The 19,643-nt window shown below is 69.4% G+C and carries 23 protein-coding genes and 1 pseudogene; 10 read left to right on the top strand and 14 right to left on the bottom strand.

Annotation, left to right across the window (positions count from 1 at the left end; all coding sequences use genetic code 11):
* Window positions 1-168: 168 nt before the first annotated feature.
* The 7 genes from AC3IYJ_RS06795 (at window position 169) to AC3IYJ_RS06765 (ending at window position 6,226) form a co-directional block, all read left to right on the top strand.
* Window positions 169-1,008, top strand: a complete 840-nt coding sequence (locus AC3IYJ_RS06795) for a HipA family kinase (RefSeq protein ID WP_489400436.1) — start codon at window positions 169-171, stop codon at window positions 1,006-1,008.
* The gene (locus AC3IYJ_RS06790; RefSeq protein WP_214957904.1) at window positions 1,005-1,388 is read left to right on the top strand and encodes a DUF3037 domain-containing protein; all 384 of its coding nucleotides are present in this window, start codon (window positions 1,005-1,007) and stop codon (window positions 1,386-1,388) included. The genes AC3IYJ_RS06795 and AC3IYJ_RS06790 overlap by 4 nt, the downstream gene beginning before the upstream one ends.
* A gap of 144 nt (window positions 1,389-1,532) precedes the next feature.
* Window positions 1,533-2,294, top strand: a complete 762-nt coding sequence (gene fabG, locus AC3IYJ_RS06785; protein ID WP_489400435.1) for a 3-oxoacyl-ACP reductase FabG — start codon at window positions 1,533-1,535, stop codon at window positions 2,292-2,294.
* Window positions 2,295-2,341: 47 nt separating this feature from the next.
* On the top strand, window positions 2,342-3,100 hold the full coding sequence (locus tag AC3IYJ_RS06780; protein WP_384651531.1) for an SDR family oxidoreductase: 759 nt from the start codon (window positions 2,342-2,344) through the stop codon (window positions 3,098-3,100).
* 152 nt (window positions 3,101-3,252) lie between these two features.
* A complete protein-coding gene (locus AC3IYJ_RS06775; protein WP_489400434.1) occupies window positions 3,253-4,836 on the top strand; it encodes an ABC transporter substrate-binding protein in 1,584 nt (527 codons plus the stop codon).
* A gap of 137 nt (window positions 4,837-4,973) precedes the next feature.
* Entirely contained in the window at window positions 4,974-5,642 is a 669-nt protein-coding gene (gene ung / locus AC3IYJ_RS06770) for a uracil-DNA glycosylase (protein WP_489402721.1), read from the top strand.
* A 95-nt stretch (window positions 5,643-5,737) separates the two neighbouring features.
* Window positions 5,738-6,226 (top strand): hypothetical protein, encoded by a 489-nt coding sequence (locus AC3IYJ_RS06765; RefSeq protein ID WP_489400433.1) that lies wholly within the window; start codon window positions 5,738-5,740, stop codon window positions 6,224-6,226.
* A 66-nt stretch (window positions 6,227-6,292) separates the two neighbouring features.
* Here the strand turns inward: AC3IYJ_RS06765 and AC3IYJ_RS06760 are convergent, their stop codons facing one another.
* The gene (locus AC3IYJ_RS06760) at window positions 6,293-6,886 is read right to left on the bottom strand and encodes a hypothetical protein (RefSeq protein WP_489400432.1); all 594 of its coding nucleotides are present in this window, start codon (window positions 6,884-6,886) and stop codon (window positions 6,293-6,295) included.
* A gap of 119 nt (window positions 6,887-7,005) precedes the next feature.
* Complete coding sequence (locus AC3IYJ_RS06755; protein ID WP_489400431.1) at window positions 7,006-7,530, bottom strand: DinB family protein; 525 nt, start codon at window positions 7,528-7,530, stop codon at window positions 7,006-7,008.
* An 84-nt stretch (window positions 7,531-7,614) separates the two neighbouring features.
* Here AC3IYJ_RS06755 and AC3IYJ_RS06750 point away from each other — a divergent pair, with 84 nt between their 5' ends.
* Window positions 7,615-8,520 (top strand): Gfo/Idh/MocA family protein, encoded by a 906-nt coding sequence (locus AC3IYJ_RS06750; protein ID WP_489402720.1) that lies wholly within the window; start codon window positions 7,615-7,617, stop codon window positions 8,518-8,520.
* Here the strand turns inward: AC3IYJ_RS06750 and lnt are convergent.
* The 5 genes from lnt to AC3IYJ_RS06725 all read right to left on the bottom strand — a co-directional run bounded on the left by lnt (window position 8,492) and on the right by AC3IYJ_RS06725 (window position 12,627).
* Window positions 8,492-10,030, bottom strand: a complete 1,539-nt coding sequence (lnt, locus tag AC3IYJ_RS06745; protein WP_489400430.1) for an apolipoprotein N-acyltransferase — start codon at window positions 10,028-10,030, stop codon at window positions 8,492-8,494. The genes AC3IYJ_RS06750 and lnt overlap by 29 nt on opposite strands.
* Before the next feature lie 97 nt (window positions 10,031-10,127).
* Complete coding sequence (locus tag AC3IYJ_RS06740) at window positions 10,128-10,598, bottom strand: nuclear transport factor 2 family protein (RefSeq protein ID WP_489400429.1); 471 nt, start codon at window positions 10,596-10,598, stop codon at window positions 10,128-10,130.
* 70 nt (window positions 10,599-10,668) lie between these two features.
* Window positions 10,669-10,845, bottom strand: coding sequence for a hypothetical protein (locus AC3IYJ_RS06735; RefSeq protein ID WP_489400428.1), 177 nt, complete (start codon window positions 10,843-10,845; stop codon window positions 10,669-10,671).
* Between the two features lie 114 nt (window positions 10,846-10,959).
* Window positions 10,960-11,838, bottom strand: coding sequence for an undecaprenyl-diphosphate phosphatase (locus AC3IYJ_RS06730; protein ID WP_489400427.1), 879 nt, complete (start codon window positions 11,836-11,838; stop codon window positions 10,960-10,962).
* Window positions 11,839-11,886: 48 nt separating this feature from the next.
* Window positions 11,887-12,627, bottom strand: a complete 741-nt coding sequence (locus AC3IYJ_RS06725; RefSeq protein ID WP_489400426.1) for a TVP38/TMEM64 family protein — start codon at window positions 12,625-12,627, stop codon at window positions 11,887-11,889.
* A 49-nt stretch (window positions 12,628-12,676) separates the two neighbouring features.
* On the opposite strand from AC3IYJ_RS06725, the gene AC3IYJ_RS06720 reads away from it, so the two are divergent.
* On the top strand, window positions 12,677-13,402 hold the full coding sequence (locus AC3IYJ_RS06720; protein ID WP_489400425.1) for a DNA alkylation repair protein: 726 nt from the start codon (window positions 12,677-12,679) through the stop codon (window positions 13,400-13,402).
* Window positions 13,403-13,715: 313 nt separating this feature from the next.
* A pseudogene (locus AC3IYJ_RS06715) lies at window positions 13,716-13,982 on the top strand (GTP-binding protein); the annotation flags it as partial.
* 114 nt (window positions 13,983-14,096) lie between these two features.
* Here AC3IYJ_RS06715 and AC3IYJ_RS06710 read toward each other — a convergent pair.
* The 7 genes from AC3IYJ_RS06710 to AC3IYJ_RS06680 form a co-directional block, all read right to left on the bottom strand.
* Window positions 14,097-14,618, bottom strand: a complete 522-nt coding sequence (locus AC3IYJ_RS06710; RefSeq protein WP_489402719.1) for an NUDIX hydrolase — start codon at window positions 14,616-14,618, stop codon at window positions 14,097-14,099.
* 30 nt (window positions 14,619-14,648) lie between these two features.
* Window positions 14,649-15,770, bottom strand: coding sequence for an adenosylhomocysteinase (locus tag AC3IYJ_RS06705; RefSeq protein ID WP_489400424.1), 1,122 nt, complete (start codon window positions 15,768-15,770; stop codon window positions 14,649-14,651).
* A 15-nt stretch (window positions 15,771-15,785) separates the two neighbouring features.
* Window positions 15,786-16,208, bottom strand: a complete 423-nt coding sequence (locus AC3IYJ_RS06700) for an ATP-binding protein (protein ID WP_489400423.1) — start codon at window positions 16,206-16,208, stop codon at window positions 15,786-15,788.
* Window positions 16,209-16,300: 92 nt separating this feature from the next.
* Entirely contained in the window at window positions 16,301-17,149 is an 849-nt protein-coding gene (locus AC3IYJ_RS06695; protein ID WP_489400422.1) for a helix-turn-helix domain-containing protein, read from the bottom strand.
* Window positions 17,150-17,161: 12 nt separating this feature from the next.
* Entirely contained in the window at window positions 17,162-17,680 is a 519-nt protein-coding gene (locus tag AC3IYJ_RS06690) for a DUF6879 family protein (RefSeq protein WP_489400421.1), read from the bottom strand.
* Window positions 17,661-17,927 carry a hypothetical protein gene (locus AC3IYJ_RS06685; protein WP_489402718.1) on the bottom strand — a complete coding sequence of 89 codons (267 nt, stop codon included), beginning with the start codon at window positions 17,925-17,927 and terminating at the stop codon, window positions 17,661-17,663. The genes AC3IYJ_RS06690 and AC3IYJ_RS06685 overlap by 20 nt, the downstream gene beginning before the upstream one ends.
* A 159-nt stretch (window positions 17,928-18,086) precedes the next feature.
* Window positions 18,087-19,022, bottom strand: coding sequence for a major capsid protein (locus tag AC3IYJ_RS06680; RefSeq protein WP_489400420.1), 936 nt, complete (start codon window positions 19,020-19,022; stop codon window positions 18,087-18,089).
* Window positions 19,023-19,643 lie beyond the last annotated feature (621 nt).

Raw genomic sequence — 19,643 nt, 5'->3', positions numbered from 1 at the left:
GTCCGGGTGGGGGCCGTCCTGCTCGGTGCGGGACGGTCGATTTCCACCGTGCCCGGAGCGGGGACGAGGTCGTAGACCCGGCTATTCGTTACTTGACAGGCGACCCGAAAGCCGCATTCCGGGAAAAACCTTGGATCATGATCCACGTCCGCCCGTTAGCCTGGGAAAATGCTCACAGAAGTGATCGCGACCCGCTACGTCACGCCCCTGCGTGAGGGCGGCTCTCTGCCCGGGATCGTCGAGGCCGACGATCTCGGCACATACGTCATGAAATTCACCGGAGCCGGCCAGGGGCGCAAGACCCTGGTCGCCGAGGTCATCTGCGGCCGCCTGGCCCAGCGGCTGGGGCTGCGCGTCCCGAGGCTGGTGCAGATGCAGCTCGACCCCGTGATCGGGCTCGGCGAGCCCGACCAGGAGGTCCAGGAGCTGCTCAAGGCCAGCGGCGGCCTGAACCTCGGAATGGACTACCTCCCCGGCTCGATCGGCTTCGACCCGCTCGCCTACCAGGTGGACCCGGTCGAGGCGGGGCGCGTCGTCTGGTTCGACGCCCTGATCAACAACGTCGACCGGTCCTGGCGCAATCCGAACATGCTGGTCTGGCACGGGGACCCGTGGCTCATCGACCACGGCGCCACCATGATCTGGCACCACAACTGGCCCACGGCCGAGAGCGCCGCCGCCAAGCCGTACAACGCCTCCGACCACGTGCTCGCCCCGGTCGGTCCGGACATCGCGGCGGCCGCCGCCGCGCTCGCCCCCCTCGTCACGAGGGAGCTGCTCACCGAGGTCGCGGCCGACGTGCCCGACGAATGGCTGGTCGACGAGCCCGGCTTCGACTCCACCGACGCGCTGCGCCGCGCCTACGTCGACGTGCTGCTGCCGCGCGCGGCGACGATCCACGAGAGGATCTCGATGGAGGCCGAGGTGAAGCCCCGGTCGGGCCCGCCCGGCTGGCTCGCCGACCGCCTCGACCCCCGTCCCCGGAAGAACAAGAGCGACAACGAGTGACCAAGCGGGACGTGTTCGAGTACGCGCTGGTGCGCGTCGTGCCCAGGATGGAGCGCGGCGAGTGTTTCAACGCCGGCGTGATCGTCTACTGCCGTGCGCACTCCTACGTGGCTGCGCGCACCCACCTCGACGAGGCCAAGCTCCTCGCCCTGGACCCGAAGGCCGACGTGGCCGGGGTCCGGGCCGCACTGCGCGGGGTCGAAGGCGTGTGCAGCGGGGGTGAGCGGGCCGGACAGGCGGCTGGGGACGATGCGGGCCGCCGGTTCCGCTGGCTGATCGCGCCGCGCAGCACGGTGGTGCAGCCGGGGCCCGTCCACACGGGGCTGACGGCCGACCCCGCCGCCGAGGTGGAACGGCTGCTCGACCTGCTGGTCCGCTGAGCCCCTGACCGGCATGACCTCGGGAGCCCTGGTGCCCGGTGGCGTTGACACCGGGTGCCAGGGCTCCTAGCGTCTCCTCAGCTGAAGCTACTAAGCGGTTGCTCACCCATGGGGAGCCGCTTTCCTAGGGCGAGGAGATCCAGCATGTCCACCACCGAGCAGCGCGTCGCGATCGTGACCGGGGCGGCCCGCGGCATCGGCGCGGCCACCGCCGTGCGCCTGGCCGCCGAAGGACGGGCGGTCGCCGTTCTCGACCTCGACGAGGCGGCCTGCAAGGACACCGTGGAGGCGATCACGGCGGTCGGCGGCAAGGCCGTCGCGATCGGCTGCGACGTCTCCGACAGTGCGCAGGTGGAGGCGGCCGTCGAGCGCGTGGTGAGCCTGCTCGGCGCCCCGACCATCCTGGTCAACAATGCGGGTGTGCTGCGGGACAACCTGCTCTTCAAGATGAGCGACAACGACTGGGACACCGTCATGAACGTGCACCTGCGCGGCGCGTTCCTGATGTCGAAGGCCTGTCAGAAGCACATGGTGGCCGCCAAGTTCGGCCGCATCGTGAGCCTCTCCAGCAGCTCGGCGCTCGGCAACCGCGGCCAGGCCAACTACTCGGCGGCCAAGGCCGGTCTGCAGGGCTTCACCAAGACCCTGGCCATCGAGCTCGGCAAGTTCGGCATCACCGCGAACGCCGTGGCCCCCGGTTTCATCGTCACCGAGATGACCGCGCACACGGCCGCCCGGGTCGGCATGGACTTCGAGGACTTCCAGGCCGCGGCCGCCACCCAGATCCCGGTGCAGCGCGTCGGGCGCCCGGACGACGTGGCCAACGCCATCGCCTTCTTCACCGGCGAGGCCGCGGGCTTCGTCTCCGGCCAGGTCGTGTACGTGGCCGGCGGCCCGCTCAGCTGACGAGAGGCGGGGCCCACCAGATGAGCGACGAAGGGGCAGGCGGCGCAATGAGCAGTGGAACGGACAGCGGCAGGGTCGCGCTGATCACCGGCGCGAGCCGGGGCATCGGGTACGGCATCGCCGAGGCGCTGGTGGCACGCGGAGACCGGCTCTGCATCACCGGGCGCAACGAGGAGGCACTCAAGGAGGCCGTCGAGCGGCTGGGCGCGGACCGGGTGATCGGGGTCGCGGGGAAGGCGCACGACGAGGCCCACCAGGCCGTCGCCGTCGAGCGCACGATGGAGGCCTTCGGCCGCGTCGACTTCCTGATCAACAACGCGGGAACCAATCCGGTCTTCGGGCCGATCGCGGACCTGGACCTCGGGGTCGCCCGCAAGGTCTTCGAGACCAACGTGATCTCGGCGCTCGGTTTCGCCCAGCGGACCTGGCACGCCTGGCAGAAGGAGAACGGCGGGGCGATCGTGAACATCGCCTCGATCGCCGGGGTCTCCGCCTCGCCCTTCATCGGGGCGTACGGGATGAGCAAGGCCGCCATGATCAATCTGACCCTGCAGCTCGCCCACGAGATGGCGCCGGGGGTCCGGGTCAACGCGATCGCGCCCGCCGTGGTGAAGACGAAGTTCGCGCAGGCCCTCTACGAGGGCCGTGAGCAGGAGGCCGCGGCGGCGTATCCGCTGGGCCGGCTCGGGGTCCCGGAGGACATCGGAGGGGCCGCCGCGTTCCTTACATCTGCACAAGCGGAATGGATCACGGGACAAACTCTGGTCGTTGACGGGGGAATGTTCCTCAATGCCGGAGTGCATTGACCGATAGTCGGACGCATTTGCCTCCCAAGGGGAGGTAAATGCGTACCGAATATGCACTAACTCGGTCAAGTGCCTCACGAAACCTGCCCATTGGATTTGTGAGGCACTGCGGTAGGGTCTGCCGCACCCCTGGCTGATCGAGGAGCGTGCACGTGTTCAACCGGACCAGATGCCTGCAGATCACTGCGGCCCTTGCGTCCATATCCCTGCTCTCCGGCTGCAGCCTGTTTTCGGACAGTAGCGGCGACGGAGCGAAGCGGATTGTCGTAGGAACGACGAGCGCACCCAGCACACTCGATCCGGCAGCAGCCTGGGACGGCTCCTGGGAGCTGTACCGGAACGTCTACCAGACGCTGCTGGCTTTCCCCACGGGTGCCACCAAGCCCCAGCCCGACGCGGCCCAGAGCTGCGATTTCACGGACTCCGGGAACGAGTCGTACCGCTGTGTCCTGAAGAAGGGCCTGAAGTTCTCCGACGGCGAGGCGCTCGACGCCAAGGCCGTCAAGCACTCCCTCGACCGGATCATGACCATCGACGCCCCGGCCGGCCCCAAGGCCCTCTTCGGCAGCCTGGACAAGATCGAGACGCCGGACGCGCAGACGGTGGTCTTCCACCTGAAGACCCCCGACGCCACCTTCCCGTTCGTACTCGGCTCGCCGGCCGCCTCGCTGGTCGCGCCGAAGGCCTACCCGGCCGACAAGCTCCGCGAGGACGGCAAGGTCACCGGCTCCGGCCCGTACACCCTGGAGTCCTACAAGGAGGGCTCCGAGGCGGTCCTGAACAGCAACGGCAGCTACACGGGCTTCGCCAACCGCCGCAACGACGGCGTGACGATCCGCTACTTCGCGGACTCCAAGAAGATGATCGCCGCGCTCCGGGGCAAGGAGGTCGACGCGACCTACCGAGGCCTGTCCGCCCAGGAGGTCAAGGACCTGCAGAGCCCGGAGTCGCACAACGAGGGCGTCCAGGTCGTCGAGAACGTCGGTTCGGAGATCCGCTACCTGGTCTTCAACCCGAAGGACCCGCAGGTCGCCAAGCTCCCGGTGCGCCAGGCCATCGCCCAGGTCGTCGACCGCGGGGCGCTGGTCTCCAAGGTCTACCAGGGCACCGCCGAGCCGCTGTACTCGATGGTTCCCAAGGGGGTCGTCGGTCACAAGACGCCGTTCTACGACAAGTACGGCCAGGCCGACGTCGCGAAGGCCAAGAACATCCTCAAGGCCGCCGGGATCACCCAGCCGGTGGACCTGACCTTCTGGTACACCACGGACCGCTACGGCGCCTCCACGGCCGAGGAGTTCACCGAGCTCAAGCGCCAGCTGGAGGAGAGCGGACTCTTCAAGATCACCCTGCGAGGCCAGCCCTGGAAGGCCTTCCAGGAGGGCTACAAGAAGGGCGACTACCCGGTGTTCGGCCGCGGCTGGTTCCCCGACTTCCCGGACCCGGACAACTTCATCGCGCCGTTCGTCGGCAAGGACAACGCGGTCGGCACCCCGTACGACGCCACTGTGATCCTCAACGACCTGCTGCCCAAGTCCCGCCGCGAGAGCGACCGGTCGGCCGGAGTCCACGAGTTCGAGCAGGCCCAGCAGATCTTCGCCGACGACGTCCGGCTCCTGCCGCTCTGGCAGGGCAAGCTGTACGTGGCCGCGCGCGACGACATCGCCGGCGCCGAGCGGGCGCTCGACCCGCAGACCGTCATGCAGGTGTGGGAGCTGTACCGCAAGACCAGCTGGTAGCCGCCGCGGCGGTGCGGGTGGGTGAGGCGTTGTCAGTGGCCCCCGGTAGGTTCTTGAGCAGTTGCGCGAAGCAGTTGCGCGAGGTGAAGACGCGAAGTCTTGAAGAACGTGTACCGGAGGTTGTCGCCGTGACCCAGATGCTGCCCGAGTCCTGGCTCCCCGTCCTCGGCGGGGAGCTGGACCAGCCCTACTTCAAAGAGCTCCTGGAGTTCGTAGAGAAGGAGCGGGCGAACGGGCCGGTCTACCCGCCCCGCGAGCAGGTCTTCGCGGCCCTGGAGGCCACGCCCTTCGACCAGGTGAAGGTGCTGGTCCTCGGCCAGGACCCCTACCACGGCGCCGGCCAGGGCCACGGGCTCTGCTTCTCCGTGCAGCCCGGCGTGAAGACCCCGCCCTCGCTGCGCAACATCTACAAGGAGATGCACGCGGAGCTCGGCACCCCCATCCCGGACAACGGCTATCTGATGCCGTGGGCCGAGCAGGGCGTCCTGCTCCTCAACGCGGTGCTCACCGTCCGCGAGGCCGAGCCCAACTCGCACAAGGCCAAGGGCTGGGAGAAGTTCACCGACGCGGTGATCCGCGCGGTGGCCGAGCGCCCCGACCCGGCCGTCTTCGTCCTCTGGGGGGCGTACGCGCAGAAGAAGCTCCCGCTGATCGACGAGGAGCGGCACGCGGTCGTCAAGGGGGCCCATCCCTCCCCGCTGTCGGCCAAGAAGTTCTTCGGCTCGCGCCCGTTTACGCAGATCAACGAGGCTGTCGCCGCCCAGGGGCATGCGCCGATCGACTGGCGGATCCCGGACCTGGGCTGATGCCCGACCGCGCCTAGGCGGCATTGCCGGTGCCTCCGGCTAGCGTCTTGATGATCAGACCGGAGCAGGTCTGGCAGAGCTAGCCGGAGGCCGCGTTGACGGAGCAGCAGGAGGCGTCGGAGGACGCCGTCATGACCAGGATCGGCCAGGCGGTCATCCTGCTGCACGCAGGTGACCGCGAGGAGGCCCGCAACCGGCTCGGCGAGATCTGGTCCGAGATCGGCGAACAGGGCGATTCGCTGCACCGCTGCACGCTCGCCCACTACATGGCCGACGCCCAGGACGACCCCGCCGAGGAGCTGGCCTGGGACCTGCGCGCCCTGACCGCCGCCGACGGGCCGGGTCCGCCACCGGCCGTCCGGGTCTTCTACCCCTCGCTGCACCTGAACCTGGCCGCCGACTACGTGAAGCTGCGCCGGCCCGAGACGGCCCGGATCCACCTGGCGCGGGCCCGCGCCGCCACCGGCGCGCTGGCCGACGACGGGTACGGGAACGGCGTACGGGCCGCCATCGCCCGGCTGGAGCGGCGGCTCGCGGCGGAACCGGGCGACCGGCCCAGGCCGTTCCCGGAACAGCATCCGTAGGACGGATCGCGATACGAGTCGCGGTACGGGTCGCGATACGGGTCGCGATACGGGTTCGCGCGGGGGTCAGCCGCCGTGGACGCCCGCGCAGATGCGGGCCTCCGGGCTGTCCGGATGCCAGCGCCCCTGCCGTCGGCCCAGCGCGCACACGTCGGCCGGCCGCACCGGCAGCTCGCCCACCAGCTCGCGCGGAACCTCCGCCTCCCCCGACCGGGGGCGGTTCGGGTGGTGGCCGCCGTGCCGCCCGTCGCCCTCGCCCCGGCCCGGTTTGCCCGCGTGTTCACCCGGCTGCCGGGGCTCGGGGATGTCCGGGACCGGCAGGGCGGACCCGCCCCCGGCGGCCGTCCCGCGTGCCGCGGTCCCGGTGTCCGGGTCCGCCGCGGGGGCGCCGGAGCGCGGGGCGGACTGCCGGCCGCCGGCCGGGGGCGGCCCGGCCGACTGCCCCGGCATCGCCTTCAGGGCCTCCAGGGCGGGCGCCTGGACGACCACCGGAGTGGCTCCGGGCCCTCCTCGCGGCTCGTGCCGGGGCGCCGCCCCCGGGGTGCTGGGGGCTGCGGCCGGCTGGACGGAAGCCGGGGTCACGTTCACGCAGCCGGAGACGGCCGAGACCGCACAGGCGACTCCGAGCAGCAGTTTTGTCGTGGTTCGGGTTGGATGCACTCGCGCAACTCTGGTGTGCGAGGACCCCGTTGCGAAAACCCGGAGCCGATATTCACCCCGCATGAGTTACGGCCGTCCGCCCGTTGACCCGGGAGCGCCCGTTCGCCGCCGCCCCGGGGCTACTCGCCCGTGGCGCCGTCGATGTGTTCCCGGAGCAGGTCCGCGTGGCCGTTGTGGCGCGCGTACTCCTCGATCATGTGGGTGTAGACCCAGCGCAGGCTGAACACCTCGCCCCGGCGGTGGCTGGCGGCCGACGAGGTGAGGTCCAGGGAACGCCCTGCGGCGGCCTGCCGGGACAGCTCCACCTCGGTCTGCCACACCTGCTCGGCCTCGGCCCAGGTGTCCTTCTCGGTGAAGTCGAAGTCCCCGTCCCGGTTCTCCGCGGTGCAGTACAGCTCGGACAGGTCCTCGCCCAGCATGATCTCCCGGAACCAGTACCGCTCCACTTCCGCCATGTGCCGCACGAGCCCCAGCAGACTCAGCGAGGACGGCAGCAGCGGGGTCGTGCGCAGCTGCTCCTCCGACAGCGCCTCGCACTTCCAGGCGAGGGTGGAACGGTGGTAGTCGAGCCAGCCGTCCAGCATGTCGCGTTCGTCGGCCGTGGTCGCGGGTTCGGTGCGGTGTGATCCGTCGCTGAGAGTCATGGGCCCCATCCTGGTCGAACCCGGTCGGGGTGACCACCGATTAGGCTGCGTACCTCGCACATGGAACGAACCTGGAGGCTCCTGGTGAAGGTCGGCTGCATCGGACTCGGCGACATCGCGCAGAAGGCGTACCTGCCCGTCCTCACCACGCGTCCAGGCCTCGAACTGCACCTCCAGACACGGACTCCGGCCACGCTGGAGCGGGTCGGCGCCCACCACCACCTTCCGCCCGGACGCCTGCACACCGACCTCGACTCGCTGCTCGCGCAGAAGCTCGACGCGGCCTTCGTGCACGCCCCGACCGCAGTCCACCCCGAGATCGTGGAACGGCTGCTGGAGGCGGGCGTGCCGACGTACGTGGACAAGCCGCTCGCCTACGAGCTCGCGGACTCGCGGCGGCTGGTGGAACTGGCCGAGGAGCGCGGGGTGTCGCTCGCCGTGGGCTTCAACCGCCGTCACGCGCCCGGCTACGCGCAGTGCGCCGACCATCCGCGCGAGCTGATCGTCATGCAGAAGAACCGGGTCGGCCTGCCCGAGGACGTGCGGACCTTCGTCCTCGACGACTTCATCCACGTCGTCGACACCCTGCGTTTCCTGCTGCCCGGCGAGGCCGACCACGTCGATGTGCGGGCCGTGGTGCGTGAGGGGCTCATGAGCCAGGTGGTGCTCCAGATGTCGGGGTCCGGTTTCACCGCGCTCGGCATCATGAACCGGCTCTCCGGTTCCACCGAGGAGGTGCTGGAGGTATCCGGACAGGACACCAAGCGCCAGGTCGTCAACCTCGCGGAGATCATCGACCACAAGGGGCAGCCCACCGTGCGGCGGCGTGGGGACTGGGTGCCGGTCGCCCGCCAGCGCGGCATCGAGCAGGTCGTGGACGCCTTCCTGGAGGCCGTGGAAACGGGCACGACCCTGAGCGCGCGCGACGCGCTGCTCACCCACGAACTGTGCGAGCGGGTGGTCAGCTCGGCTCTGGAGCAGGCCTCCTGAACGGCAGTCGCAGCGAGCGGGCGCCCGCGACCGCGCCGTAGACCGCCAGGGCGGCCAGCGCCGCGCCCACCGGCCAGTCCCCGAAGCGGACGTAGAGGGTGGTGCCCCGGGCGAGCGGGACCTCGTACGTCCGGGCCGTGCTCGCCGAGGTGGGCAGCGCCGGCCCGACCGGTTCGCCGGACGGGCCGCGCACCTCACTGATGCCGGTCAGGGTGGCGTGGACCATGGGCCGGCCGGTCTCCGCGGCGCGCAGCGCCGTCAGCGAGGCGTGCTGGGCCGGGGCCCAGCCGTCCTGGAACGTGGACGTGGCCGACTGGTCGATCAGCAGGGTGGCTCCGTCGCGGGCCAGGTTGCGGGTCATGTCGGGGAACGCCGACTCGAAGCAGACCAGCGGCCCGAGGCGGACGTCGGACCGGCCCGGCAGGTCCATCAGGACCTGGGCGCTGCCCGGGACCCGGTTCTCGGCGGCCGCCTTGCCCACCGAGGTGGCCCAGCCCAGCAGCGCCCGCGCCGGTACGTACTCGCCGAAGGGCACCAGGCGCATCTTGTCGTACCGGTCGCCCGTCGGGCCCCGGGATCCCACGAGGACCGCCGATTTGCGGATCCCGGGCCGGTCGGCGGCCCGCGCGTCCACATTGACCAGCAGCGGAGCCCCGACCTGCGCCGACAGGGCGGCCAGCCGCCGGGCCAGGTCCGGGCGGGCCGTCAGGTCCTCGCCGACGCTGCTCTCGCCCCACACCACCAGGTCCGGGTGCTGCCCCGCCAGGGTCCGGGTGAGCCGCTCCCCGATGTCGAACCGCCGCTCCGGGCCGTCCGGGCCGTCCGCGACCAGGCCCGGCTGCACGACGGCCACGCGCAGCGCGCCCGAGGCCTCGGGGCGGGGCGCCCACAGCCACACCACCCCCGTCAGCACCGCGCACCCCGTCACCCCGGCCACCGCCGGGATCCGCGCTCCCGGCACCGTGACCAGCAGCACCAGGGCGCAGTTCACCGCCACCACCAGCAGGCCGACCAGCCAGACCCCGCCCACCGAAGCCAGCCGCAGCGCCGGGGGCACCTGCCACTGGCTGGCCCCGAGCAGCCCCCACGGCCCGCCCAGCCCCTGCCAGGACCGGGCCAGCTCCGACAGCAGCCACCCCGCCGGTACGAGGACCAGCGCGGCCGCGGCCCGGCCCCCGCCCGGGGTCCCGCCGAGCAACTCCCGCACCAGCAGCGCCCAGGGGATCCAGAGCACGCCCAGCAGCGCGGCCAGGGCGAACAGGAACACGTGCAGGCTGGGCAGCAGCCAGTGGTGGACCGCGAAGATGAACCCGGCTCCGCCGAGCCAGCCCTCCAGGGCGGCGCGCCGCCCGGTGGGGGCCGACCTCAGCAGCAGCATCCAGGGCACGAGGGCGACGTAGGCGAACCACCAGAGCGCGGGGGCGGGGAAGGCGAGGCAGGGCAGGGCCCCGGCCACGACCGCCGCCGCGGCGCGCCACCATCCCATCCGCTTCGAGACCGTCGCCGTCATGAAGGTCCTCCGCTTCCAGTGTGGAACAGCCCTGCGGGTCCGGCCCAGCGGTTCCAGCCCTGTGGTTCCGGCCGGGCACCGGGACCCGGCCGGCCGCTCAGAAGGCCATGTGGCGCCACTTCTCGTGGACGGTGACCCGGGACAGCCGCCAGCCGTCGCGGGCGGTGCGCGCGGCGGCGAAGGTGTAGCGGCCCGCGGCGACGAAGTTGGGCGCGGTGACCGTGCCGTCGAAGTCCTCGCCGTCCAGCCGCATCGGATTGAGGAAGTCCGCCCGGACCTCCGCCGTGTCACCGGGGGAGCCGCCCAGGTCCGCCACCCGGATCAGCCGGTTGACGATGAGGTGCTGGCGCACCGGGAAGAGCTTCATCGTCTCGGCGAGCCAGTCCGCCACCTCCCCGGCCGGGCCCTCGACCCCGCCGGCCGAGCTGTAGTCGGCCCGCCCGCCCGGGGCGAACAGGGCGCGGTAGGCGGCCCAGTCCCCGTCGTCCACGGCCACCGCGTACCCCGTGACCAGTTCGTCGATCGCCATCCGGTCCATCACGGTCGCAAGGTCCACACGCTGAGTCATCGGGCAAGTGTGGAGGTACGGGGCGCGGAGGCCAAGAGGCGTGCGCGGCCGGGATCCGTCCCGCCGCGGATCAGTGGCCGGAATGGGCCTCCCGGGGGCGGACCACGACGAGGAACGCGTCGCTGGCCAGATCCATCACCACCTCCGCCGGCACACCCTCGCGCATCCGCTGCGCCGCGTACTCCTCGGCCGGCCAACTTCCCCTCGGACTTCCGGCCGGAAAACGTTCCAGTACCACTCGACCCATGGGACACCCCCTGCTGCTTGCCTTCAGGTCTCTCCAGGCACAACGACGCGGAGGCCGCCCGGGAACGTTCCCGGGCGGCCTCCGATTCACGCGAAGTGGTGAGCGGAGCCGGTGCTAGCCGGCCGACGCGCCGGCGTCGGGGTTGAGGACACCCATGGAGAGCAGGACGATCAGCACGATGCCGAGCAGGATCCGGTAGATCACGAAGGGCATGAAGCTCTTCGAGGAAATGAATTTCATGAACCATGCGATGACCACGTAGCCGACGATGAAGGCGATGACCGTCGCGAAGATCGTCGGACCCCAGGAGATGTGTCCCGGGGTCTCGAGCACGTCCTTGATCTCGAACAGGCCGGAGGCCAGCACGGCCGGGATGGCGAGGAGGAAGGAGTAGCGGGCCGCCGCTTCGCGGGTGAAGCCCAGCAGTAGACCGCCGGAGAGCGTCGCACCGGAGCGGGAGACACCCGGGATCAGGGCCATGGCCTGGCAGAGACCGAAGATCAGGCCGTCCTTGACGCCCAGTTCCTTGAGGGTCTTGCGCTCGCGGATGGCGCGGTGCCGACCCCCCTCCTCGTCCCGCGCGGCCAGCCGGTCGGCGGCACCGAGCACGATGCCCATCACGATCAGGGTGGTGGCCGTCAGCCACAGGTTGCGGGCCGGGCCCACGATCGCGTCCTTGAAGACGAGGCCGAGGACGCCGATCGGGATCGAGCCGACGATCACCAGCCAGCCCATCTTCGCGTCCTGCTCGGAGCGCAGCGCCTTCGTGTAGAGCGAGCGGAACCAAGTGGAGATGATCCGCGCGATGTCCTTGCGGAAGTAGATCAGCACGGCGGCCTCGGTGCCGATCTGGGTGATGGCGGTGAAGGCCGCTCCCGGGTCCTGCCAGCCGGCGAACACCGCGGTCAGCCGCAGGTGGGCGCTGGAGGAGATCGGGAGGAACTCCGTAAGTCCTTGGACGAGACCGAGGATGAGGGATTCGATCCAGTTCATGTCGGGGTGTGCTCGTCCTTGTGATCGTCGGGCAGTTCGGGTCCGATGCTAGGGCCCGTGCGGTAGGGCCGTGACCACAGGGGGGTGGTTGGCCGTCAGTTCGCCTGCGGGTACGGGCACTCGCGCGGGTTCGCGCGCGGGCGCCAGGTGGTGCCGCTTGCGCCACGCGACGATCGCGGCGCCCACCCCGGAGACGGCGATGAAGCCGAACGAGGCGAGGAACGCGGGGGAGGTGGGGGAGGACGCTGTGGCCCCCGCGACCACGTACGCGGCGGTGTTGGGAATCACGCCGATCGCCGTGGCGAGGAGGAAGGGCCCCCAGCCGCAGCGGGACATCGAGGCCGCGTAGTTGGCCGCCGCGAAGGGCAGGCCGGGGAAGATCCGTACCGCCAGCACCGAACGGAACCCGTGCCGGTCCAGCTGGTCGTCGGCCGCCCGCAGCCAGCGGCCGCGGATCAGCGGACGCAGGGCGTCACGGCCCAGCATCCGGCCGAGGCCGAAGGAGATCCCGGCCCCGATCACCGAGCCGGCGACCGCCGCGACCAGGCCGAACTGCGATCCGAAGAGGGCGCCCGAGGCGAGATTGAGCAGCGGGCGCGGCACCAGCGCGGCCGTGCACACCCCGTACGCCGCCGCGAAGAGGACCACCGCCGCACCCACCGGGAGCCCCGGGGGCCAGCCCTCCGAGAGCAGCCGCTGGGGCTCGTACAGCACCACGCAGACGCCGGCGGCCACGAGCAGCACGACGAGCAGCGAGAGCCGGGTCCACGGCGCGAGGAGGAGGGACATTCCGGGAGACTAACCGACCCCCGTGACCGCGCGCCGTAATCTGGGCCTCATGCAGCCGAACGACCGGCGGAGTCCGCGGGTCCCGCCCAGCGCCCTCGCGGACCTGCTGACGCAGCGCCTCACGGAGTCCTTCGGCGCCGCGGCCGACGCGGCTCAGTCCGGGCACATGGCCTCGTACATGAAGGACGTCGCGCCCTTCCTGGGAATCCCCAGCCCGCTGCGGCGCGAGCTGTCGCGGGCCGTGACCAAGGACACCCCGCAACCGTCCGAGGCGGACTGCGCGGCCCTCGCACTGCGCTGTTGGGACCTTCCGGAGCGTGAGTACCAGTACTTCGCCGTCGACTACCTGCGCCGGCACGTCCCGCACTGCTCCTCCGGCTTCCTGCCCGTCGTCCGGCACCTCGTCGTCACCGTCCCGTGGTGGGACACCGTCGACGCGCTCGCGGCGCACACGGTCGGACCGCTGGTGGCGGCGGACCCGGCGCTCGCGGCCGTCATGGACGAGTGGATCGGGGACGAGGACATGTGGATCGCCCGCACCGCCCTCCTGCACCAGCTCCGGTACAAGTCCGCGACGGACGCCGAGCGGCTCTTCGCCTACTGCCGCCGCCAGTCGGGCCACCCCGACTTCTTCATCCGCAAGGCCATCGGCTGGTGTCTGCGCGAGTACGCCAAGACCGACCCCGGCGCGGTGCGGGCCTTCGTGGAGGCCGAACGCGACTCGCTGTCCCCGCTCTCGGTGCGCGAGGCGCTCAAGAACATCGGCGGGGCGTAGGGCCGGGACCGTCGGGGCGCGGGAGCTGGACCCTGCGGGCCAAGTCCCGGCCGCCGGGGCGAAATTCATTGGCCCTGCCGAGTCCCTTCCGGCAGGATCGAGCACATGTCCAGGTACGCCTTCCCCTCAGCGCCGTCCGCAGTCGCGGACGCGCCGAAGGCTGCCTTCCCCGCGGAGCTCGCCGCAGGCGCACCCGCATTCGACGGCGCACGAAGCTGACCCTTCCCGGATCGTCCGGCGGACCCCACAGGGGGAGGGTCGGTTCGCTTCGGGGGTCCCGTATTTCCAGCTTCGGACCACACGGGAAGACATCATGGCCAAGACGGCCTTCGTGCGCACCAAGCCGCACCTGAACATCGGCACCATGGGTCACGTCGACCACGGCAAGACGACCCTGACCGCCGCCATCACCAAGGTCCTCGCCGCGCGCGGCGGCGCCTCCTTCGTGCCGTTCGACCGCATCGACCGGGCTCCGGAGGAGGCCCGGCGCGGGATCACCATCTACCTCACGCACGTCGAGTACGAGACCGACACCCGGCACTACGCGCACGTGGACATGCCCGGTCACGCCGACTATGTGGTTGGTTCACCCTTGTATGACCTTAGCTGTGCTGATCAGGCAAGAGAAGAGCCCCCGTCCTGCGGCCGCTGAAACGGACCGTGCACGGGGGCGATCATGGGTTCGTCAGGCGCCCTAGCGGAGTGCGGCGGCGACCCGAGTCCGCAGTGTCTCGTCAGTGATCGTTTCCACGCTGCGCCACGCGTACCCGCTGACTTCCTCCGCTTGGAGCGTCACGGCCTGGTCGCCGGTAGCGCGGAAGAGGTACCGGAAGTCTGCGTGCCAGTGAGCGCCCTCTCCCTTGCTGTCGTTCGCAGGGATCGGGTGCACGTCGATGTGCACGGGCCTGGGCTGGACGGGGGCGATGCTTAGCGTCACGCCCGTTTCCTCGACCAGTTCGCGGAGCGCCGCACCCAAGAGGTTCGTGTCCTCGGGCTCAAGGTGGCCACCCGGGGTCAGCCACTTGTCGAGCGCGTTGTGATGGATGAACAGCGCCTCGCCCCGGTCGTTGACAAGCACAGCGCCCGCAGTGACGTGCCCGCTGAACTCCTTGCGGCTTGTCACGTCCGCGCCCTGATCCAGGAGCTCTGTCAGAGAGGCAAGCGCGTGCTTGTCCTCGGGGTGCGCGTCGGTGTACTCGGCGAGGGTCGTACGGATGTGGTCGGGTCTGCCGTGATGGGCATGCGATCACCTGTTGTAGTAGTGGAGCCAGGTCGCCGCAATGGCTTCCCGGTCGGCGGTGGGCACCTCGTACATGGCGGCTTCCAGACCTCCGCGAGCCAGCATGGCCGCGCCCGCGAGGATCTCGCCCTGAACGAGGAAGATGAACGGTCCAACGCTCGCGCCGTGGATGAAGTTGACCGCTTCGCCGCCATTCAGCAGATAGAAGTAGTGGCCGGTCGTGCTGTAGCGGCTGACGTGCTCGCCGGCGCTGTCGCGGATGTAGCCCGAGGGCAGGCCGCTCAGCTCCAGCTCGTCTTCGGAGCTGGTCACGGTCGCTACATAAGCCCCGTTCTTGAGCTGCGGGAAATCCTCGCCGCGCAGGGACAGCGCGCCCGTTGCGCAGAGAACGAGTCCAGCCGTGGCTATGGCCTGGTCTCGGTCCCGGGCCACCTCGAAGCCCTGGGACATGGCCTGTGCGCGCCGTACAGGGTCGATGTCGTAGACGATGACCCGCACGCCCTTGACGTGCAGCAGACGGGCGATGTTGGACCCGAGCTTGCCGAACCCGAGGACCAGGGCAGGACGCCCGTGCAGGATGTCTCCGCGCTGCCGTAACAGCGCTTCGGCCGAGAACACGACGGACTGACCAACCAGGAAGTCTTCCGGGTCCTTGAGGGGGCTTCGGGCTACCGAGACGACCGGGCACGGCAGCTTGTCCCGTTCGGCGTAGCGCTTGTGGCCGTTCTCGGTGTCTTCGACCACGCCGACGATGGTTCCCGAGAACCGTTCGCACAGCGCGTCCAGCGAGGGAGCGAAGTACCCGCCCACATCGAGCAGAACGACGCTCTCCCCGGCTGCCCTGGTCTCCAGGTACGTCACGGCAGTGTCGGGGTCGCCGAACATGTCCCGGGACAGTTCGTCGCACGCCACGGTCCGTTCGATCTCCCGGCGAGCGCTCGCGTGGATGGACTTGGGCTTGGGGAGAACAGCACGCAGGTGCGACACCTTGCCCACGGCCCCGACGAACGCGGGGCGCTCGGGGAGCAGATGTGTGATCAATAGCGAGGACGGTCGGTCGATCGGGGTGAACGCCTCGGCGATCTTCCCGAAGTACGTGTCGAGCCGTGCGCGATCGGTCGTTTCCATGGGAGTACCTCTCGGTCAGCGACGAAACTCGGTCCAGACGGCCTTGCCGGGATTCCGCTCTCGCACGCCCCACGCGTCCGAGAGGGTGGCCACCATCGGTAGCCCGCGCCCGCCCGTCGCGTCCGTGCTCGCATCCCTCGGCGCGAGGCTGGGCATGGGCCTTCCGCTGTCGTGCACCTCGACGCGAACGACTTCCCTGCCGTGCACCATGCGGAGCAGGAATCCGCGGCCCGGCGGCACCCCGTGTAGAACGGCGTTCGCTGCCAGCTCGCTCACGCACTGCACGATCTCGTCCGTGCGGCCGTTCACTCCCCACTCGCCCAGGGTGGTTCGGGCGAAGTCCCGGGCAGCAGACACCGCTCGGGTCGTCCGCAGATAGAACTGATCGCGCTGGAGAGGGGCATTACCTTCCCTCTCCTGCTGTGCTGGCGTCACCATGCCGAACCCCTCCGCGTCGTCTGCCGGACGATGCCAACGCTAGGGAGGGGGCAACCTCAACTCATATGAGATTGCACGAGGTTGCATGGCAGTCACTCAAGTGCATCCATGGCGGATGTGATCAGCGCGCGGGCGGCCGCACCATAGACGGCCAGCTCTGACAGTTCGGTGAACGTTTCGGCGTACATGGCTACCTCACTCGGCTGCGTGAGGGTCAGATAGCCGGAGATCAACTCGACGTTGACCTGCGCCGTGCCATAGATCCAGAACCCCTCAGCCGGCCACCGCTCCCGATCCGGCCGCATGGGAACAACTCCCAAGCTCACATTGGGAAGTGAGGCAACCGAGATCAGGTGACCAAGCTGCCCGGTCATGACCTCGGCACCGCCGATCCCGGATCTCAGCACCGACTCCTCTACGAGGAACGCGAAGCGTCGGTCACCCTCGTACAGAACTCGCTGCCGCTCCATGCGGGCGGCCACCGCTTCGGCCACGTCGTCCACCAGACCACGCCGCCGCTGGATCGCTTGCAGCGCCGCCGTCGTGTACGGCTGCGTCTGGATCATCCCGGGCACGAGCCACGAGGAGTACGAGCGAAAACGGCGGGTCCGTTGGTACAGCGGCAGACGAGCTTCCTGAGCTTGCTTGAGCCCGGCCCGCTCCATGCGCCGCCAGCCGACCCACATGCCCTCAGCGGTTCTCAGCGAGGCAATCAGGTCCTCGGCTTGGTCCTCGGCTCCGCACGCGTTGCACCATGCCCGGATGTCCTCAGCGGACGGGGGCGTGCGCGCGTTCATGATCCGAGAGGACTTCGACCGGCTCCAGCCGCAGAGTGCAGCGAGATCGACCCCGGTCAGCCCGGCGTCCCGGCAAAGCTCCCCGAGGCGATCCGCGAGAGCTTGCCGGGCCTGCTGGGCACTGGAAGATGGAGAGACAGCCACGGTACGAATGTGTCAGCTCGGCCGGTACTCCTCATGCGGGGTCGCTCGTTCCCACGCTGCCTCATACGCCGCCGCGTACTGCTCGGCCAACGCCGGATCGTGGTAGACCTCCATGCGCGGGCCGGTCCACTGCCCCTCCCCGCTGAAGTGGTGGAGGATCACGGTTTCCTCATCCATGACCCAGCCGTCCAGCACGGGGAGCAGCAGACCACGGGCGTGGGAACGGGGCAGCCAGCGGACCAGCTCGCCGGCTGCGACGTTGGAGAACGTGCCGTCGTACTCGTAACGCACGTAGTCACTCAGCGGCTCCGAGACGACGCGCAGACGACGCATGACCACGCCCCTAGCAGTCGTCTCGGCCACCACGTCCAGCCATGAGCGCCACCACGACTCCCGGTCCGCGGGGTCGTATCGGTGCCCTTCCTGCCAGCGCAGAAACTCAGGATCATCCCGCATGTAGCTGTCCCGCATCTCAAGGTGCATCGCTGAGCGCTGCGCCTTTTCGAGTGCTTCACGTACCTCTGTTGCCACCGTGGTCCTCACTGTCCGGGCGGGGGATGAACTGGAGCATGTTCGCGGGCAGCCGGATCACAGTCTCGTGGTCCGGTACGTCAGTGGAATGGCCCGGCACTGAGCCGACTTCCTGTGCCTGCTGGATGGTCGCTTCGTCGGCCTTCCAAGACTGGATGATCAGGTCACCGGTCGTCTCGTCCAGCCAGATCGTGGGCGATCCGTCATCAGGGGTGTTTGGCCAAATCCCCAGAAATTTTAGAGTCATCACGGTCTCCTTCGCCGAGCGGGTTGCACCGATGTGCACGACCCTTCTCCGCCCGACACAAGCCGTCAAGAGCGCTTCCAAGCCTTCTGCGACAACGCAGAGAGCCCCCGCACCCGTCGCCCAGTGAAGGGAGACGAGCACGGGGGCTCTGTAGGTTGATCAGCCGTTCAGCACGTTGGTCAGTCGGGCGGCGGCCTTCCCGCCGAACAGGGCGAGACCGCAGTAGAAGTCGATGCGGGTGCGGTAGGCGGGCTTGTCGTGGGACTCGCCCAGGTCGGTGGCCTGCACGCCGCCGTTGGTCAGCCCGGTAACTCCCGCGTCGGCCTCGGTGGAGCCGAAGCGGACGGCGTAGATGTCACCGGTCTGCTTGCCACCCGTACCGATGGTGAGAGGCAACACGTCTGTACCGTCCAGCTTCTGGCCTGCGTCCAGCATGGGAATCCCGTTCCACATCACGGCCCGCTTACCGGCGATCTCCGAGGTCAGCAGCTCGGAGCCGCCGAGCCGGCGGAACCCTGACGCGATCTTGACCCGGATGTCGGCGTTCATGTAGAGCGCGCCGTTCGATCCGTTGATGCCCCGAACCCGCGCGGTCAGCGTGTCGAGTGCATCGAAGAACTCATAGCCGTTGGCCACAGGAGCGAGACCCTTGGCGTCGACCACCTGAGTGCCGAACAGCCGCTTACGCAGACCGTCGAACCCCTTCAGGTCCACCATCACGTCACCGTTGAAGAACTGGTCCGAGAAGTGGATGGAAGCTGCCTTGACCTTCAGCATGATCTGAACGGCTCGCTGATCGTTCAGGTTTCCACGCGTCTGCGCGATGAACTTGTCCACGTCGGCGTCACCACCCAGGATGGCGAGCGTTTCGATCTTCTGGTTGAGCGTCCCGGTACTTTCCGGGTACGCCTCGTTGACCGCACGGAACGAGAAACCCGGGAGGGTGGATTCCTCGTTGTACCGGTAGGCGTTTCCGGCGACCGTCAGCAGTGGAAGGCGATCCAGGATCGGCGATTCCTGAACGAACGTCTCGATGACGCCGCGCTGCAACTGGTCCTGCGAGAGCTTGGCGGATTCAGCCAGAGTGAGAGTCATTAAATTCTCCAATATTTAGAAGCGGATAAAGTAAAGGAGCGAACCGATAATTCGGCGCGCTCCACAGGAAAGCTCTAATGAGCCATGAGAGTTTTTTGCCTCCCTGCCGATCAATGGCGGGAGGGGAAGGGGGCACCCCCCTGGGTAGGGCAGGAATTACGTCCGAATTGGCTGCACATTTGCTGCTGCCCAACCGCCCGGCTGCCGCTTAGCGGTCTCCCGGTTGTGACACTGCGTGCACAGCGGACGCAGCCGATGCGCTCCATCCGGATCGGGCACGCCCTGTGCAACCAACTGCCTGCGAGACAACGGGAAATGGTCCGCCACGGTGGCCGTGCGACCGCACAGCAGGCACCACGGGTTGCGGTACAGGTAGGCGCGTCTCACGCGCTGCCAACGGGTCGCATAGCCCCGCTCGGCGGTAGACCCTCGCTGCCGGTCCGCCTCACGCTGGTGAGCCTCACGGCGGCCCCCAGACGTCAGCTCAGGGCAGCCGGGTACCGAGCACGGGGCGCGTGGTTTGCGGGGCATGCTGCACCTCCAATCCAGGCCAATAACTGTCCAGAGTGTCAAAGTTCCGGGACGCGGATTTATACACATACGTTGAGCGACAAGCAGGGG

The sequence above is a fragment of the Streptomyces sp. GL_140 genome, from assembly GCF_057834465.1.
Note: the sequence above shows the minus strand (reverse complement) of the source record. Positions and strands in the feature narration are given on the sequence as shown.

Bases quoted from the DNA above. Each gene is read 5' to 3' on its own strand.
- AC3IYJ_RS06735 (WP_489400428.1), bottom strand. From the start codon at position 10,845: ATGGGTCGAGTGGTACTGGAACGTTTTCCGGCCGGAAGTCCGAGGGGA.
- AC3IYJ_RS06725 (WP_489400426.1), bottom strand. From the start codon at position 12,627: ATGTCCCTCCTCCTCGCGCCGTGGACCCGGCTCTCGCTGCTCGTCGTG.
- lnt (WP_489400430.1), bottom strand. From the start codon at position 10,030: ATGACGGCGACGGTCTCGAAGCGGATGGGATGGTGGCGCGCCGCGGCG.
- AC3IYJ_RS06680 (WP_489400420.1), bottom strand. From the start codon at position 19,022: ATGACTCTCACTCTGGCTGAATCCGCCAAGCTCTCGCAGGACCAGTTG.
- AC3IYJ_RS06780 (WP_384651531.1), top strand. From the start codon at position 2,342: ATGAGCAGTGGAACGGACAGCGGCAGGGTCGCGCTGATCACCGGCGCG.
- AC3IYJ_RS06730 (WP_489400427.1), bottom strand. From the start codon at position 11,838: ATGAACTGGATCGAATCCCTCATCCTCGGTCTCGTCCAAGGACTTACG.
- AC3IYJ_RS06700 (WP_489400423.1), bottom strand. From the start codon at position 16,208: ATGGTGACGCCAGCACAGCAGGAGAGGGAAGGTAATGCCCCTCTCCAG.
- fabG (WP_489400435.1), top strand. From the start codon at position 1,533: ATGTCCACCACCGAGCAGCGCGTCGCGATCGTGACCGGGGCGGCCCGC.
- ung (WP_489402721.1), top strand. From the start codon at position 4,974: ATGCTGCCCGAGTCCTGGCTCCCCGTCCTCGGCGGGGAGCTGGACCAG.
- AC3IYJ_RS06755 (WP_489400431.1), bottom strand. From the start codon at position 7,530: ATGACTCTCAGCGACGGATCACACCGCACCGAACCCGCGACCACGGCC.
- AC3IYJ_RS06705 (WP_489400424.1), bottom strand. From the start codon at position 15,770: ATGGAAACGACCGATCGCGCACGGCTCGACACGTACTTCGGGAAGATC.
- AC3IYJ_RS06795 (WP_489400436.1), top strand. From the start codon at position 169: ATGCTCACAGAAGTGATCGCGACCCGCTACGTCACGCCCCTGCGTGAG.
- AC3IYJ_RS06685 (WP_489402718.1), bottom strand. From the start codon at position 17,927: ATGACTCTAAAATTTCTGGGGATTTGGCCAAACACCCCTGATGACGGA.
- AC3IYJ_RS06720 (WP_489400425.1), top strand. From the start codon at position 12,677: ATGCAGCCGAACGACCGGCGGAGTCCGCGGGTCCCGCCCAGCGCCCTC.
- AC3IYJ_RS06740 (WP_489400429.1), bottom strand. From the start codon at position 10,598: ATGACTCAGCGTGTGGACCTTGCGACCGTGATGGACCGGATGGCGATC.